We start from the raw sequence: 16,430 nt of genomic DNA on the forward strand, positions 1-16,430 counted from the left end.
TCCGCGACGAACACTGGTGGAGGACCGCCGCTGCGGCACCTCTGTGGAGGGATGAAGGAGGAAGAACCTACCCCTTGATCGCGATGTTCACGAGCTTCGGCGCCCGGACGATCACCTTCACGATCTCCCGGTCACCGATGTACCGCTGCACGTTCGCCGACGACCGGGCCAGCGACTCGAGCTCGTCGGGCTCGATCGACTTCGACACCTCGAACGAGTCCCGCACCTTCCCGTTGACCTGCACGACCGCCGTGAGGGTCTCCTGCACGAGCAGCGTCGGATCAGCCTTCCGCCAGCCGTACGTGGCGACGGTGGCCTCGTAGCCCAGCTTCTCCCACATCTCCTCGCCGGTGTACGGCGCGAACACGCTGAGGCCGAGGGCGATGGTCTCGACGGCCTCCCGGACGGCGGGGTCGCCCGCACCGGGACCGTTGTCGATCGCCTTGCGGGTGACGTTCACCAGGTCCATGAGCCGCGCGATCACGACGTTGAACTTGAACGACTCCATCATCCCCGGCGCATCGGCCAGGAACCGGTGGGTGACCTGGCGCAGGGCACGGTCGCCGTCCGCCCACACCACGTCCGGAGCAGACGTGACGTCGAGCGCCAGCCGGTACGCACGCGCCAGGAACCGGGCCGAGGCGGACGGCGACACGTCCTCCCAGTTGATGTCGTCCTCCGGCGGACCGGCGAAGCCCATCACCAGGCGGATCGCGTCGACACCGTTCGCGTCGAGTTCGTCGCCGAGCGAGACACCGCCCTTCGACTTCGACATCTTCGAGCCGCCGGACAGCACCATGCCCTGGTTGAGCAGCGCCGAGAAGGGCTCGGTGAAGTCGAGGTAGCCGAGGTCGAACAGGACCTTCGTGACGAAGCGGGCGTACAGCAGGTGCAGGATGGCGTGCTCGATACCACCGATGTACTGGTCGACCGGAGCCCACTTGCGCGCGACGGCGGGGTCGAACGCCTGCGTGTCGTCGTTGGCGGCGAGGAAGCGCAGGAAGTACCACGACGAGTCGACGAACGTGTCCATCGTGTCGGTGTCCCGGAGCGCCGGGGTGCCGTCGACGGGGTTCGGCACGTTCACCCAGTCGGTCGCCCCGCCCAGCGGCGAGGTGCCCTTGGGCTTGAGGTCGAGGCCCTCGGTGTCGGGCAGGCGAACGGGCAGCTGGTCGAGCGGGACCGGATGCTCGGTGCCGTCGGCACCGTGGATGATCGGGATCGGGGTGCCCCAGAAGCGCTGGCGCGAGATGAGCCAGTCGCGCAGCCGGTAGGTCTTCGCGGCACGGCCGGTGCCGCGCTCCTCGAGCAGGCGGATCGCAGCGCTGATGGCGTGCTGCTTCGACATGCCGTCGAGCGGCCCGGAGTTGATCATCCGTCCCTGGCCGGTGAGCGCCTCGCCGGTGGCGGCCGGGTTCAGGTCGGGGAGTTCCGTGTCCGGCGTGATCACCGGGATCGCCCCGGTCACCGCTGCGTTGGTGTCCACGACGACACGGACGGGCAGGTCGAACGCCCGCGCGAAGTCGAGGTCGCGCTGGTCGTGCGCCGGGACGGCCATGACCGCGCCGTGCCCGTAGTCGGCGAGCACGTAGTCGGCGGCCCAGATCGGCAGACGCTCCCCGGTCAGCGGGTGGATCGCGGAGCGGCCGAGCGGCACACCCGTCTTCGGGCGGTCGGCGTTCTGTCGGTCGATCTCGGACGTCTTCTGGGTGGCGACGAGGTAGGCGTCGAAGTCGGCGCGCACCGACGGCTCAGCAGATGCGACCAGCGAAGCCGCCAGGTCGGAGTCCGGCGCCACCACGAGGAACGTCACCCCGTGGATCGTGTCCGGACGCGTGGTGAACACCGTGACGGGCTCGTCGCGGCCCTCGATCACGAAGTCGACGTCGGCGCCGACGGAACGGCCGATCCAGTTGCGCTGCTGCGCGATGACCTTCGCCGGCCACCGACCCTCGAGCTGGTTGAGGTCGTCGAGCAGCCGGTCGGCGTACTCGGTGATCTTGAAGTACCACTGCGTCAACTTCTTCTTGACGACGACGGCACCGGAGCGGTCCGAGGTGCCGTCGGGCAGCACCTGCTCGTTGGCGAGCACGGTCTGGTCCACCGGGTCCCAGTTGACCCAGCTGTCCTTCCGGTACGCCAGGCCCTTCTCGTACATCTTGAGGAACAGCCACTGGTTCCACTTGTAGTACTCGGGGTCCGAGGTGTGGATCTCGGTGGTCCAGTCGAACGACGGCGCGTAGCGCTTGAAGGACGCCTTCTGCTGCTCGATGTTCGCGTAGGTCCAGTCCTTCGGGTCCACCCCGCGCTTGATCGCCGCGTTCTCGGCGGGCAGACCGAACGAGTCCCAGCCGATCGGGTGCAGCACGTTGAAGCCCTGCTGCCGCCAGTACCGCGCCACGAAGTCGCCGAGCGCCCAGTTCTCGGCGTGGCCCATGTGCAGGTCGCCGGACGGGTACGGGAACATCTCGAGGATGTACTTCCGCGGACGCGTGTCGTCGAGGTCCGTGGTGAAGAGGCCGAGCTCCTCCCAGCGGGGCTGCCACTTCTCCTGGAGACGACGGAAGTCGTAGGCGTTCGGGTCGTCGACGGTCTGCTCGGTGGTCACGGAACTCTCAATCGGTCTGGGAGGCACGGCTCACGCCCGTCGGGCGCGTTCCGGTGTCCAAGATTACCGGGCCTGGAGGCACGTCCAGCGCCGTCCGCGCGCCGTGCGTCGCGCGGGTGGCCGGGTCCCCCTCGCGCGCACGACGAGACTCGCCCTGCGCGACACGTCTCGCGTCCCACAGCGCACGATGTGTCGTGCACACCGAGACTCGGCCGGCGCACGCCCCCACGCGCACGCGTCGGCCCGCCCGGTCAGGCGGTCACGAGCCGTCCCTCGCGCATCCGCACGGTCCGGTCGACGAGGTCCGCGGCGACCGGGACGTGCGACACGATGACGACCGTGCGTCCGTCCTGACGCGCTGCTCCGACGAGGTCGCGGAGCACGGCGTCGCCGAGGTCGGGGTCGATGTCGGCCGTCGGTTCGTCGAGCACGAGCACCGGGAACGCGTGCAGCAGCGCCCGCGCGAGGGCGAGCCGGTGCGCCTGGCCGCCGGACACCAGGACGCCGCGCTCCCCCACGCCCGCGTCGAGCCCGCCGCGGCGTTCGACCCACGCACCGAGGCCGACCCGGTCGAGCACCGCGAGCAGCTCGTCGTCGGTCGCGGTCTCGCGGGCGAAGAGCAGGTTCTGCCGCACGGACTGGTCGAACACGAACGGGTCCTGCTCGATGAGGCCGACCCGCGCCCGGACGGCGTCGGGGTGCATGTCCTTCGCCTCGACCCCGTCGAGCGTGTACGAGCCGCGGTGGTCGACGAACCGGACCAGGGCGTCCACGAGGGTCGACTTGCCGGCACCGCTCGGCCCTTCGATCACGACCACCTCGCCGGACCGGAGGTCGAGCGAGACCCCGGCGACGGCGTCCGTCCTCGCTCCCGGCCAGCGCACCGAGACGTCGCGCAAGGACACCGCGACGGGTCCCTCCACCACGAGCGCGTCGGGATCGGCGTCGTCCGCCGGTTCCGGCACGATGCCGTCGGGGACGTCCGCCGGGACGACCTGCTCGACCCGGTCCGCCGCCGCGCGCACGCGCCGGAGCGTCAGGACCGCGAGCGGGACGCCGCCGACGACCTCGAACAGGGCGAGCGGCACGAACACCGCGAGTGCCCAGAGCGGCCCGTCGAGCGCGCCCGACACGACCGCGGGTGCGCCGACGGCGAGGATCCCGATGACCGCACCGCCGCCGACCAGGCCGACGAGCGCACCGACGAGCGACTCGACGGTGCCGCGGCGGCGGACGGCGGCGGTCACCCGGGCGTCGAGCCGGGCGATGTGCGCGAGCCGTTCGTCGAGCGTGCCGTACGCGGCGAAGACGTCGAGCGTCCGCACGGTGTCGAGCACGAGGTCCGCGACGCGTCCGCGCTCGGCGGCGGTCTGCTCGTCGGAGCGCTTCGCGATGGACAGCGTGACGGCCGACCCGAGCAGGGCGGCCACGGCGAGGGCGAGCAGCAGCACGACCGCCGCGGGCACCGACACGAACGCGACGGCCACCACGGACAGCACCGCGACGATGCCGGCGGACACCAGCGGACCGACCACCCGGATCGGCAGGTCCTGCAGCCGGTCGGTGTCGGTCACGAGCCGGGTCAGCAGGTCTCCGCGCCCGGTGGACCCGAGCCCCGCCGGAGCGACCGACGACAGCCGCCGGTACATCTCCGTCCGGACGACGGCGAGCTGCCGGAACGACGCGTCGTGCCCGGCGAGCCGGTCGACGTAGCGCAGGGCCGCCCGGCCGAGCGCGAACGCCCGCACGCCTACCATCACGAGCGTCAGGTACAGGATCGGCGGGTGCTCCGCCGCACGCGTGATGAGGTAGCCGCTCGCGGCGAGCAGCGCGACCGCGCAGACCGCACTGAGCGCGCCGGCCGCCACGGCCCTGCCCCAACCGGCCCCGTGCGGCATGGCGAGTCGCAGGACCGAGTCGTGTCGCGCCTCCCGGCTCATGCCCGCGCTCCGCTCGTCTGGGTGACCGTCACGGATCCACCGGATCGCACGTCGACCCGGACGTCGCCGGCGGCGACCACGGCGGGGCGGTGGCTCGCGACCACGACGACCGCGCCGTCCGCGGCGAGCCGGCGGAGCGTGGCGACGACGTGGGCCTCGGCGTCGGCGTCGAGCGCCGAGGTCGGCTCGTCGAGCAGGACCAACGGGGTCGCCTCCCGCTGGACGCGGTGGAGGGCGCGCGCGACCGCGACGCGCTGCGCCTGGCCGCCGGACAGGCCGCTGCCGCCGGATCCGACCTGGAGGCCCGGGTCGAGTCCCAGCCCCGCCGCACCGAGCGCGGTCCGCACGTCGGTGTCGTCGGGGGTCGCGCTGAGCGCGACGTTCTCGGCGATCGTGCCGCGCACGAGACGGGGGCGCTGGTCGGCCCAGGTGGTCCGCTCGGCGGGCGTGCTGCCGGCGGGGCCGGGCACCGTGACGGTGCCGTCGTGCGCCAGGACCCCGCGGATCGCGGCGATCAGGCTGGACTTGCCGGATCCGCTCGGACCGGCGAGGACGACGATCGTCCCGGGGCCGGCGCGGAGGTCGAGCGGCCCGATCACCACGTCCGGCCGACGCACCGTCAGCCCCTCGAGCACCAGGTCCGTCGAGACCGGTGCCGCCGCCGGTCGTGCCGGGGCCGGCGTGGTGTCGTCGAGGACGTCGAGCACGGCGGTGGATGCCTCGACGCCGTCCTGGGCGGCGTGGAAGTCCGCGCCGACCTGCCGGATCGGGGCGAAGGCCTCCGGGGCGAGGACGAGCACGAACATCGCGGCGCCGAGGCCGAGCGAGCCGTCGACCAGGCGGATCCCGATCGACACCGCGACCAGCGCCACGGACAGGCTCGCCGCGAGTTCGAGGGCGAAGCCGCTCACGAACGACAGGCGGAGCACCCCGAGCGTGCCCTTCCGGTACTCGTCGGTGACCGCCCCGATCCGGCCGACCTGCCGGCGTGCACGGCCGAAGACCTTCAGCGTGGCGAGCCCCTCGACCGCTTCGGTGAAGGCGCCGCCGAGCTTGGCGAGGGCGTCCGACTGCTTCCGCTGGAGCGCCTGGGTGGCGAGCCCGATCAGGATCATGAAGACCGGGATCACCGGCAGTGCGCACAGGATGACGATCCCGCTCGTCAGGTCGCCGAGGCCGATCGCGACGAGGAGCATCGGCGTCGCGATGGCGGTGAGGGCGAGCTGCGGCAGGTACCGGCCGAAGTAGGCGTCGAGCGCGTCGAGCCCCGGGCCGAGCGTCGTGGCGAAACCGGCACTCGAGCGGTCGGCGAGCCACGACGGCCCGCGCTCGGCGGCCCGCGCGAGCACGGTCGCCCGCAGCTCGCTCTTCACCTTCGCCGCGGCCCGCGCGGCGAGGTCGTCCGTCGCCCACGCGGCGACGGCGCGCACGACGAACGCGCCGCCCAGGAGCGCGAGCGCCGGGGTGAACGCGGCCGGGACGCTGCCGTCGTGGACGGCGTCCACCCCCAGGGTCACGGCAGCGGCGATCCCCCACGCGATCGCGATGGTCGCGAGCGTGCGGAGGACGCCGGTGCCGGCGGCCGCGACGATGAAGCCGCGTGCCGTCCGCGACAGCCGCAGGAGACGCGGATCGAGCGGCTTCACCGTCGCCGCCTAGTGCGCGGCCTGGGTGATCTGGGCCCGCGAGACGCGCTTGCGGAAGATCCAGTACGTCCAGGCCTGGTAGGCGAACACGAGCGGGACGAAGATCAACGCCACCCAGCTCATCACCCCGAGCGTGTACGAACCGCTCGACGCGTTGTACACGTTCAGGCTGTTCGCCGGGTCGTTCGTCGCGGGCATGACGTCCGGGAAGATCGCCGTGAACATCGCCAGGACGATCGCGGCGATCGTGACGGCCATGAGCGTGAAGGCCCGTCCCTCCTTGCCCCAGGCGTTGCAGAGCACCGCGAGGACGAGGGCGAGCGCGGCGACCACGGACAGGACCAGCGACGTCGGCGTGGCCCGGACGAACGCCATCCACACCAGGAACGCGGCACCGACGACGATCGTCACGATGCCGGCACGGGTCGCGAGGCGCTTCGCACGGACCCGGATGTCGCCCTCGGTCTTCAGCGCGACGAACACCACGCCGTGCGTGAAGAACACGAGCAGCGTCGCGAGACCGGCGAGCAGTGCGAACGGGTTCAGCAGGTCGAACAGCGTGCCGGTGTAGTTGTGCCCGGAGTCCATCGGGATGCCCCGCACGACGTTGCCGAACGCGACGCCCCAGAGGAACGACGGCACTGCGCTGCCGACGATGATCATCAGGTCGAAGCGACGCTTCCACTCCAGGTGCTTGTTCTGGTGCCGGTACTCGAACGAGACACCGCGGGCGATGAGCGCCGCGAGGATGAGCAGCAGCGCCAGGTAGAACCCGGAGAACATCGTGGCGTACCACTCCGGGAAGGCCGCGAACAGGCAGGCGCCCGCGACGATGACCCAGGTCTCGTTGAGGTCCCACACGGGGCCGATCGTGTTGATGAGCACACGGCGGTCGGTGTCGTCCTTGCCGAGGAACGGCAGGGACATGCCGACACCGAAGTCGAAGCCGTCGAGGACGAAGTAGCCGACGAAGAAGACGCCGACGATCGCGAACCAGAGAACGGGCAGGTCCATCTCAGTACACCGTCACTTCGTGCTTGACCTCGCCGGTCTCCTCGTCGACCTCCGCCGGGGCGGCGGGGCCCTCCTGCGCCACCTTCTTGATCAGCCGGAACTCGACGACCGCCAGGCTGCCGTAGATCAGGGTGAACACCACCAGCGAGATGAGGACCTCGATCCCGGTGACGTTCGGCGAGACGCCGTCGCTCGTCTTGAGCAACCCGAACACGAGCCACGGTTGACGGCCCATCTCGGTGAAGATCCAGCCGACGATCATCGCGGCCATCGGCAGCGGGACCGTCCACGTTGCGACGCGCCAGATCCACCGCTTGGTCGGGAACCGGCCCTTGCGGGTCAGCCAGAGTCCGACGAGGGACACCAGCACCGCGCCGACGCCGAGGGCGATCATCCAGCGGAACGACCAGTAGGTCACCCAGATGATCGGCTTGTAGTCCCCGGGGCCGTAGACCTGCGAGTACTGGGCCTGCAGGTCGTTGATGCCCTCGACAGTCCCGTTGAAGGTGTGCGTCGACAAGAACGAGAGCAGGTACGGCACCCGGATCGAGAACAGCTCGTGGACGCCGTCGGGGGTGCCGAGCGTGAAGATCGAGAACGAGGCGTCCTTGCCGGTGGCGGTGTTGTACAGCGCCTCGGCCGCGGCCATCTTCATGGGCTGCGTGTCCACCATGGTGAGGCCGAGCTGGTCGCCGGTGAGCACCGTGAGCGCCCCCGCCGCGAGCATCGTCCACATGCCGAACTTCAGCGCCGGCATCATCGTCTCGAGGTTCTGGTTGCGCGCCAGGTGGTATGCGGCGACCGAGATGATGACGGCGGCCGCGACCATGAAGCAGGCGAACAGGGTGTGCGGGAACGCCGCCAGCGCGACCTTGTTGCCGAGCACCGCCCAGATGTCCGTGAGCTCGGCGCGTCCCTTGGCCTCGTTCATGGCGAAGCCCACCGGGTGCTGCATGAACGCGTTCGCGGCGATGATGAAGTACGCCGACATGATCGTGCCGGCGCTGACGCACCAGATGCTCGCGAGGTGCAGGCCCTTCGGCAGGCGGTCCCACCCGAAGATCCAGATCCCGATGAACGCCGCCTCGAAGAAGAAGGCCAGGATGCCCTCGAGCGCGAGCGGGGCGCCGAACACGTCACCGACGAAGCGGGAGTAGTTCGACCAGTTCATGCCGAACTGGAACTCCTGCACGATCCCGGTGACGACCCCCATCGCGAAGTTGATGAGGAAGATGCGTCCGAAGAACCGGGTCAGCTGGAGGTAGTGCGCGCGCCCCGTCCGGTACCAGGCCGTCTGGAACACGGCCACGACGACGGCCATGCCGATCGTCAGCGGGACGAAGAGGAAGTGGTAGATCGTCGTCAGACCGAACTGCCACCGCGACAGGATCAGCGGGTCGAGGATGTCGTTCATACGGCGTGTCCGTGCCGGTTCGCCGAGAGCTGTTGGTGCACGTCAGTTGCTTCCTGTGAAGGGGGAACTTCTGCTGTCACAACCATTGGGACACGAACACGTTACCGCGCGGACACCCGATTCGACAATTTGTAGAACTGGCCGCTGCACGAACGTGCAGGGGTACTGCACGGCACAACCGTGCGGCACGATCGTGCCGCTTGTCCACTCCGCGAACGACGACAGGTGCCGGGCGATTGCCCGACACCTGTCGTTTTACTGCAGCGGGTCGTTACAGCAGGTCGTTGTCCTGCAGGAACGCCTTGGCGACCGAGGCCGCCGACTTCTGGTCGACCGAGTTCTGACGGTTCAGCTCGATGAGGGCGTCGGTCGTCAGGAGCTTGTTCACCTTCGCGATCGCGTCGGCGGCCTTCGAGTCGAGGTCCTTCGAGACGATCGGCGTGACGTTGTTCGCCGGCACGAGGTGCTTCGGGTCCTCGAGCGTGACGAGCTTCTCGGTCTTGATCGAGGCGCTGGCGGAGTAGATGTCCGCGACCTGCGAGTCACCGTCCTGGATCGCCTTGATCGTCAGCGGGCCACCAGAGTCGTTCTGCTGGTTGACCTCACCGGTGATGCCGTACTTCGCCTTGAGACCGGTCGGACCGTAGGCGGCCGTCGCGAACTCCGGGTTGGCGGCGATCGAGATGGTGCCGCCGATCTTGGACAGGTCGGCGATCGACTTCAGGTCGTACTTGTCCGCCAGCTCCTGGGTCACCGTGTAGGTGTCCGCGTCGGAGGCGTCGGCCGAGGGGAGCGCCTTGACGTCCGACGGCAGCGCCGACTTCAGCGCCGAGTTGATGCCGTCCGTCGTGGTCTCGGTCGTGGTGTCCTTGCCGTCCTCCTGCAGGAGGTAGTTCAGCAGGTTGCCGTTGTACTCCGGGAAGACGTTGATGCTCCCCTTCGCGACCTCGGGCCAGTACGCCTTGCGCTGACCGATGTTGAGCTTCTTCGTGACGGTGAAGCCCTCGTGCTCGAGCTCCTGCGCGTAGAGCTCGGCGATGATCTCGTTCGACGGGTACGCCTGCGAACCCACGACGATGGTCTTGGAGTCTCCGCCGGAGCCGGAGGAGAGCGGGTCGCTCGAGGAGCAGCCCGCCAGGGCGATGGCGGCCGCCGATGCGACGGCGATCGTCGCGGCGAGGCGCCGGGTCGTAGCTGTGATCACGGGTGGGTTCCTTCCACAGGGGTTGATGCTCGTGGTGCTGAGCTGCGGGTGCTCCGACGCGACTGACGCGCCGACCCGAGGGAGACCCCTGCTGGGACGGCGAGCCGCTGCAGTGCGGCGAAGACGATCTCGAACGCGATGGCGAGGGCGATCACCAGGATGGAACCGCCCAGCACCTCTGCGTAGTCCGAATTGGCGATGCCGGAGAAGGCGTAGCCGCCGAGGCCTCCGGCGTTGATGTACCCGACGAGGGTCGCGGTGGCGACGACCTGGAGCACGGCCGCCCGGATGCCGCCGACGATGAGCGGGAGCGCCAGGGGGATCTCGACCTTGCCGAGGATCTGCCACCCCGTCATGCCCTGCGCCTTGGCGGCGTCGACGACGACACGGTCGATCGCCTCGACGCCCGAGTACGAGCCCGCCAGGACCGACGGGATCGCGAGGACGACGAGCGAGATGAGCGGTGCGCCGAGCCCGAGACCGATCGCCAGTGCGAGCAGCGTGAGGAGACCGAGGGTGGGCAGCGCGCGGATGCCACCGGACACCCCGACCGCGATCGAGCGCCCCTTGCCGGTGTGCCCGATGAGCAGTCCGATCGGGACGGCGATCACGACGGCGATGGCCACGGCCAACAGCGTGATCCAGACGTGCTCCCAGAGCCGGACGCCGATGGCGTTGCTGCCGACGTTGTTGGCCGGGTCGAAGATCCAGGCGAAGCCCTGTGCGAAGAGGTTCATGCGGACACCTCGTTCGCTCGGACGTCGTCGGCGGCGCGGCGGCGGACGGCCCGGGCGGAGCGCCCGCTCCCCCGCGTCCACGGCATCACGAGCCGACCGAGCGCGACGAGCAGCAGGTCGATGACGAGCGCGAGCACGATGGTCAGGACGATGCCGGTGAGGATCTCCGCGCTGATGCCGCGCTTCAGGCCGTCCGTGAGCAGGAAGCCGAGGTTCGGGACACCGATGAGCGCACCGACCGTCACGAGGCTGATCGTGGAGACGGACACCACGCGGATGCCGGCCAGCAGGACGGGCCCGGCGAGGGGCAGCTCCACCTTGAAGAACCGCTGCGCCGGCGAGTAGCCGAGCGCCTCGGACGCACCGACGACGTCCTGGTCGACCGCGTCGATGGCGTCGGCCGCGGATCGTGCCATCAGCGCGACGCCGAAGATGGTCATCGCGATGACGACGTTCACCGGGTCGAGGGTGCTCGTGCCGATGATGGCGGGCAGCACGAGGAACAACGGCAGCGCCGGGATCGTGTACAGCAGGCTCGCGACGACGACGATCGTCGAGGCCGTGCCCCGCGCGACCCCGTTGCGCTTCCGAAGACGCGACACGAGGAGCCCGATCGGCACCGACAGCAGGAAGCTGATCACGATCGGCGGGATCGACAGCCAGACGTGCGCGATCAGGTTGTCGCTGATCGTGTCCGTGTTGCCGAGGACCCAGTTCACGCGTCGCCCCGCCGGTCCTGCGGCACGGCCTCGGCGGCGTCGACCACCTGGACCGGGCCGGTGAGCACACCGGCCGCGCGGCCCTCGCCGTCGACGACGATCGGGCCGGTCGGGGTCTGCTCGACCCGGAGCGCACGACGGCCGCGGCCCGCACCGATGAAGTTCGCCACGAAGTCGTCGGCGGGCTCGGCGAGGATCTCCGCCGGGGTGCCCAGCTGCGCGATCTCGCCGCCCTTCTTGAGGATGACGACCTGGTCGCCGAGCTTGAAGGCCTCGTCGATGTCGTGCGTCACGAAGACCACGGTCTTGCCGAGCTCGCGCTGCAGGCGGATGAGCTCGTCCTGCAGGTCGTTGCGCACGAGCGGGTCGACGGCGCCGAACGGCTCGTCCATCAGCAGCACGTTCGGGTCGACGGCGAGACCGCGGGCGACGCCGACGCGCTGCTGCTGTCCGCCGGAGAGCTGCGAGGGGTACCGGTTCGCGAAGGCGCGGTCCAGCCCGACGGTGTCCATGAGCTCGAGGGCACGCTCGCGCGCCTCGGCCTTGGAGACGCCGGTCAGCAGCGGCACCGTGGCGATGTTGTCGACGACCTTGCGGTGCGGCAGCAGGCCGGCGTTCTGCATCACGTAGCCGATGCGGCGGCGGAGCTGCACGGGGTCGACGGCGGCGACGTCCTCGCCGTCGATCTCGACGGCGCCCGCGCTGGGGTCCACCATCCGGTTGATCATCCGGAGGAGCGTGGTCTTGCCGCAGCCGCTCGACCCGACGAAGACCGTGGTGGTCCGCGAGGGGATGACGAGACTGAAGTCGTCGACCGCGTTGGTGCCGTCCGGGTAGGTCTTGCGCACCGAGCGGAACTCGATCATGGGTGCCCTTCTGTTCGGAGGTAGCCCGACTCCGAGTGAGAGTACCCGTCGGGTGCGACAACGGTTCGGCGGTGACGCTCCGTGACGTGTCCCGGACAGCCGGATGACGCGGTGGGGCGGCCGACTGCGCGACCGCCGGCCGCACGCACGACGACGCCCGCGCCTCCAGTTCGGAGCGCGGGCGTCGCGGGATGGGTGACCGGCGTGTCGGGACTCAGGACGCGGCGAGCACCGTCTCGAGGTGGGTGCGGCTCATCGTGCGGTACTCCTCGACCAGGGCCGTGTCGGGGTTCGCGGGATCGCGGTGCGCCCGGGCCAGGACGGCGTGCGCCGACTCGGCGAGGACGACCCACGTGCGCTCGATGCGCTCCCCGGTCGGCAGCCCGAAACGCTCGTGCATGATCTGGGCGACGGCGCTCCCCAGCGCGGCCATGCGGTCCTCGGCGTCTCCCGCTCCGGCACCGACGTCGGCCGCGTCACCGAACCGGATCGCCCGGAAGCCCGGCTCGGTCCGGTACATCTCGGCGGTGACGTCGATGAGTGCGTCGCAGGCGTCCTGCCAGGTCGTGCCGTCGCTCGAGTCGAGGGCGACGATGAACTTCTCGGCGAGCCGCTGGGTGCTGCGGATCGCGAGTGCCTCGACCACCGCGATGCGGTCGGGGAAGTAGCGGTAGACGGTGCCGATGGACGCCCCGGCCCGCTCGGCGACCATCGCCGTGGTCAGGCGCTCGAAACCGATCTCGTCGATGACCGCGGCAGCGGCGTCGAGGAGGCCGGCGAGGCGCGCCGAACTGCGGGCTTGGACCGGCTCGTTCCTGAGCAGTGATGATCCCCCCGGCAGTGCGTTCGATACCTCGGTGACGAGCACGTGTTCTCCTCTTGCGCCGACAGCGCGGTCATGTGGGATGTGACTGCCCAACTGTCGCAGAGACCGGCTGGAATATCGCTGCGACTCTCCCAAAGCACCTGCGAGGTCGTAGGTGTGCCAGGTCCGGCGTGGGATGATGGGGCGATGCCCGACCCGACGCACCACGAGCCGTCGCTGGCCGAGCCGATCCTCCACCGGGCTGCCCGGATCGAGGACGCCGTCCAGGAGTTCCGCGAGCACCGGGCACGTCGACGCGGACTCGTGCCGACCGTGATCCCGTACAACGGCTACGGGGCCCCCGGGTGGGTCCGGGTCCTTTGCCGCGTCCTCCTCACCCGTCGCGGACTGGCCTCCGACGCGTCCTTCTACGGCGTCCGCGGCTGGAAGACGTTCACGAGCGTGGCGGTCGACGACGCCGAGGTCACGATCACCGCCGGCGGGACCACGCACGTCGTGCAGTCCGACCGCGGGGGCGTCGTGGACACCATCGTCCCGATCGACCTCGAACCCGGCTGGCGCACGATCAAGCTCTCCGCCGGCGGCATGCGCGACGTCGAGGCCGACGTGTTCATCGTCCACCCGGACACCCGGTTCGGACTCCTCTCCGACATCGACGACACCGTGATGGTGACCTCGCTCCCCCGCCCGATGCTGGCGGCGTGGAACTCCTTCGTGCTCACGGAGCACGCCCGACGCCCGGTCCCGGGGATGTCGGTGCTCTACGAGCGCGTGCTCGCCCAGCACCCCGGCGCACCCACCGTGTACCTCTCCACGGGCGCCTGGAACGTCGCGCCGACGCTGCAGCGCTTCCTGAGCCGCAACCTCTACCCGTCGGGCACCCTCCTGCTGACCGACTGGGGGCCCACCCACGACCGCTTCTTCCGCAGCGGGCAGCTCCACAAGCAGCAGAACCTCGAGCGCCTGGCGAAGGACTTCCCCGACGTGCAGTGGCTCCTGGTCGGGGACGACGGCCAGCACGACGAGTCGCTCTACGGCGACTTCGCCCGCGCGCACCCCGAGAACGTCGCCGGCGTCGCGATCCGCCAGCTGTCCACGAGCGAGGCCGTCCTCGCGGGTGGACGCTCCCGCGCGCAGGAGCGATCCCGCGAATCGTCGGCGCCGTGGGTGTACGCCCCGGACGGCGCGGGCATGTGGTCGGAGCTCGCCCGGGTCGGCATCACCGAGGCCGACCCGACCGATCCCTCCTGAGGCATCCCTCAGCAACCGCGCCTGTTCCCCGATCCGGCGGTGGTTGGATCGCCCCATGAGCGCGGCGAGCACGACCACCCCACCGACCAACCGCATCGAGGACCACGCGCTGATCGGTGACACGTACACCGCCGCGCTCGTCGGACGGGACGGCACCATCGACTGGGCCTGTCTGCCCCGGTTCGACAGCCCCTCGACCTTCGCGTCGATCCTCGGCACCGAGGACCACGGGCACTGGACACTCCGACCGACCGACCCCGACGCGACCGCCACCCGCCGGTACGACCACGACACGCTCGTGCTCTCCACGGTGTGGGCGACGAGCACGGGCATCGTCGAGGTCACCGAGTTCATGCCGATCGGTGCGCACCGGGCCACCATCGTCCGGCGCGTGCGGGGCCTCCGCGGCTCCGTGGAGCTCCGGCAGACCCTGCGCATCCGCTTCGACTACGCCCGGGCGCTCCCCTGGGTCCGGCAGATCGGCGGCGACGAGGACCCTGCGCTCCTCGCGACCGCCGGGCCCGGCTCGGTCATCGTCCGCGGGGTGCGGTTCCACGCCGACGACCACCGGCACACCGCGACGAGCACCGTGCACGACGGCGACGTCCTCGACACCGTGCTCACCTGGTACCCGTCGCACCGCGAGCCGCCGGAGCCGCTCGACGTCGACGCGGCCCTCCGCCGCACGGTGCAGTGGTGGCGCGACTGGATGGCGACCGCACGGACCGACGGCCGGTACGCCGAACCGGCCCGGCGGTCCCTGCTGCTCCTCCGCGCGATGACCCACGCCGAGACCGGCGGCGTCGTGGCGGCAGCGACCACCAGCCTGCCGGAGGACCCGGGCGGCGAACGGAACTGGGACTACCGCTACGTGTGGCTGCGGGACGCCTCGCTCGCGCTGGCCTCGCTCATCGCGCACGGGTACCGCGACGAGGCGGCCCACTGGCGCGGTTGGCTGCTCCGAGCGATCGCCGGGGACCCCGCCGACGTGCAGATCATGTACGGCATCGCCGGCGAACGGGAACTCTCCGAACGCGAGCTCCCGAACCTGCCCGGGTACGCCGGATCGACACCGGTGCGGGTCGGCAACGGTGCGTACACGCAGTACCAGGGCGACGTGTTCGGCGAGGTCCTGGCTGCCCTGCACGACGCCCGCGAACTCGGCGTCGAGGAGAACGCGGACTCCTGGGCCCTGCAGCGCGCCCTGCTCGGGTTCGTCGAGGAGCACTGGCAGGAACCCGACAACGGCATCTGGGAGATGCGCGGCCCCCGACGGCACTTCACGCACTCGCGGGCGATGATCTGGGCGGCGTTCGACCGCGGCGTCGCAGCCGTCGAGGAGTTCGGGCTCGAGGGCCCCGTCGACCGCTGGCGCACCCTGCGCGACCAGGTCCGCGCCGAGATCGAGGAGCACGGCTGGAACGCCGAGCGCGGGAGCTACCGGCAGCACTACGACACCGACGAGGTCGACGCGAGTCTGCTCGTCCTGCCGCAGATCGGCTACGTGAAGGCCGACGACGAACGCATGACCGGGACCGTCCGCGCCATCGAGGAGGACCTCCGCACCGGGTCCGAAGGACTCGTGCTGCGCTACCGCACGTCGTCCGGCTTCGACGGGCTCTCCGGCAGCGAGCACCCGTTCCTGGCGTGCTCGTTCTGGCTCGTGGAGCAGTACGCCGCTTCCGGTCGGGTCGAGGACGCCGAGCGGCTCATGGACGTGCTCGTCGGGTACGCGAACGACGTCGGCATGCTCTCGGAGGAGATCGACGTCGCCACCGGGCACCACATCGGCAACACGCCGCAGGCGCTCTCGCACCTCACGCTCGTGTCGGCCGCGGACGCCATCGCCCGGGCACGCGGACTTGCCGCCGGCCACCGAACGCGCCTGCCCGTCCACGACGGCGGCACCCGCTCCTGGACCGGCGAGGGCGAGCGCGCCGGCACGCCTGCGTGAGCGGCGCTGACTGCCCGGCGGTCTCGGGCGTACCTGGTCGAATCGGGCGTACCTGGTCGGAAGTTCCGACTAGGTACGCCCGGAATCACCTACCAACGCGCGCGTGATGGGAAAGAACGTCCCCACAGACGGACTGGAGGCGGGGGGGGGGCGGGGGCCCCCCCCCCCCCCCCGGGGGGGGGGGCCGGGGGGGGGGCGGCCGCGCCGCCGGGCCCGGGGGGGGGCGCGGGGCGCCCCGCCCCCCGGGGCCC

The 16,430-nt window shown here is 70.7% G+C and carries 12 protein-coding genes; 2 read left to right on the forward strand and 10 right to left on the reverse strand.

All coding sequences use genetic code 11. The annotated features are described in order from the left end of the window. Nucleotides 1-67: 67 nt before the first annotated feature. From leuS to ABIC61_RS09000, 10 genes are all read right to left on the reverse strand, one after another. Nucleotides 68-2,608, reverse strand: coding sequence for a leucine--tRNA ligase (gene leuS / locus ABIC61_RS08955; protein WP_354029625.1), 2,541 nt, complete (start codon nucleotides 2,606-2,608; stop codon nucleotides 68-70). A gap of 251 nt (nucleotides 2,609-2,859) precedes the next feature. Next, entirely contained in the window at nucleotides 2,860-4,548 is a 1,689-nt protein-coding gene (cydC, locus tag ABIC61_RS08960; protein WP_354029626.1) for a thiol reductant ABC exporter subunit CydC, read from the reverse strand. After that, nucleotides 4,545-6,194: a thiol reductant ABC exporter subunit CydD gene (cydD, locus tag ABIC61_RS08965; RefSeq protein WP_354029627.1), complete on the reverse strand. Its 1,650-nt coding sequence runs from the start codon at nucleotides 6,192-6,194 to the stop codon at nucleotides 4,545-4,547. Before cydD ends, cydC begins: the two co-directional genes overlap by 4 nt. A gap of 9 nt (nucleotides 6,195-6,203) precedes the next feature. Next, nucleotides 6,204-7,208, reverse strand: coding sequence for a cytochrome d ubiquinol oxidase subunit II (gene cydB / locus ABIC61_RS08970; protein ID WP_354029628.1), 1,005 nt, complete (start codon nucleotides 7,206-7,208; stop codon nucleotides 6,204-6,206). Between the two features lies 1 nt (nucleotide 7,209). Continuing rightward, nucleotides 7,210-8,622, reverse strand: a complete 1,413-nt coding sequence (locus ABIC61_RS08975; protein WP_354029629.1) for a cytochrome ubiquinol oxidase subunit I — start codon at nucleotides 8,620-8,622, stop codon at nucleotides 7,210-7,212. A 271-nt stretch (nucleotides 8,623-8,893) separates the two neighbouring features. Further along, nucleotides 8,894-9,826, reverse strand: coding sequence for an ABC transporter substrate-binding protein (locus ABIC61_RS08980; RefSeq protein WP_354029630.1), 933 nt, complete (start codon nucleotides 9,824-9,826; stop codon nucleotides 8,894-8,896). Next, nucleotides 9,823-10,563 carry an ABC transporter permease gene (locus ABIC61_RS08985; protein ID WP_354029631.1) on the reverse strand — a complete coding sequence of 247 codons (741 nt, stop codon included), beginning with the start codon at nucleotides 10,561-10,563 and terminating at the stop codon, nucleotides 9,823-9,825. Before ABIC61_RS08985 ends, ABIC61_RS08980 begins: the two co-directional genes overlap by 4 nt. Then, a complete protein-coding gene (locus ABIC61_RS08990; protein ID WP_354029632.1) occupies nucleotides 10,560-11,282 on the reverse strand; it encodes an ABC transporter permease in 723 nt (240 codons plus the stop codon). The genes ABIC61_RS08985 and ABIC61_RS08990 overlap by 4 nt, the downstream gene beginning before the upstream one ends. Next, complete coding sequence (locus ABIC61_RS08995) at nucleotides 11,279-12,148, reverse strand: ABC transporter ATP-binding protein (protein ID WP_354029633.1); 870 nt, start codon at nucleotides 12,146-12,148, stop codon at nucleotides 11,279-11,281. The genes ABIC61_RS08990 and ABIC61_RS08995 overlap by 4 nt, the downstream gene beginning before the upstream one ends. A gap of 214 nt (nucleotides 12,149-12,362) precedes the next feature. Next, nucleotides 12,363-13,016: a TetR/AcrR family transcriptional regulator gene (locus ABIC61_RS09000; protein ID WP_186321894.1), complete on the reverse strand. Its 654-nt coding sequence runs from the start codon at nucleotides 13,014-13,016 to the stop codon at nucleotides 12,363-12,365. A gap of 144 nt (nucleotides 13,017-13,160) precedes the next feature. Here ABIC61_RS09000 and ABIC61_RS09005 point away from each other — a divergent pair, with 144 nt between their 5' ends. Both ABIC61_RS09005 and ABIC61_RS09010 read left to right on the forward strand, forming a co-directional pair. Beyond that, nucleotides 13,161-14,225, forward strand: coding sequence for an App1 family protein phosphatidate phosphatase (locus ABIC61_RS09005; RefSeq protein ID WP_144750387.1), 1,065 nt, complete (start codon nucleotides 13,161-13,163; stop codon nucleotides 14,223-14,225). 55 nt (nucleotides 14,226-14,280) lie between these two features. Beyond that, complete coding sequence (locus ABIC61_RS09010) at nucleotides 14,281-16,179, forward strand: glycoside hydrolase family 15 protein (RefSeq protein WP_354029634.1); 1,899 nt, start codon at nucleotides 14,281-14,283, stop codon at nucleotides 16,177-16,179. The last annotated feature ends 251 nt before the right edge of the window (nucleotides 16,180-16,430 follow it).

This window comes from Curtobacterium sp. 1544 (assembly GCF_040544915.1).
GTDB lineage: Bacteria > Actinomycetota > Actinomycetes > Actinomycetales > Microbacteriaceae > Curtobacterium > Curtobacterium pusillum_C.

Coding starts and splice junctions, on each gene's coding strand:
- cydC (WP_354029626.1), bottom strand. CDS start 4,548: ATGAGCCGGGAGGCGCGACACGACTCGGTCCTGCGACTCGCCATGCCG.
- cydB (WP_354029628.1), bottom strand. CDS start 7,208: ATGGACCTGCCCGTTCTCTGGTTCGCGATCGTCGGCGTCTTCTTCGTC.
- ABIC61_RS08975 (WP_354029629.1), bottom strand. CDS start 8,622: ATGAACGACATCCTCGACCCGCTGATCCTGTCGCGGTGGCAGTTCGGT.
- ABIC61_RS08985 (WP_354029631.1), bottom strand. CDS start 10,563: ATGAACCTCTTCGCACAGGGCTTCGCCTGGATCTTCGACCCGGCCAAC.
- ABIC61_RS08995 (WP_354029633.1), bottom strand. CDS start 12,148: ATGATCGAGTTCCGCTCGGTGCGCAAGACCTACCCGGACGGCACCAAC.
- ABIC61_RS09005 (WP_144750387.1), top strand. CDS start 13,161: ATGCCCGACCCGACGCACCACGAGCCGTCGCTGGCCGAGCCGATCCTC.
- ABIC61_RS09010 (WP_354029634.1), top strand. CDS start 14,281: ATGAGCGCGGCGAGCACGACCACCCCACCGACCAACCGCATCGAGGAC.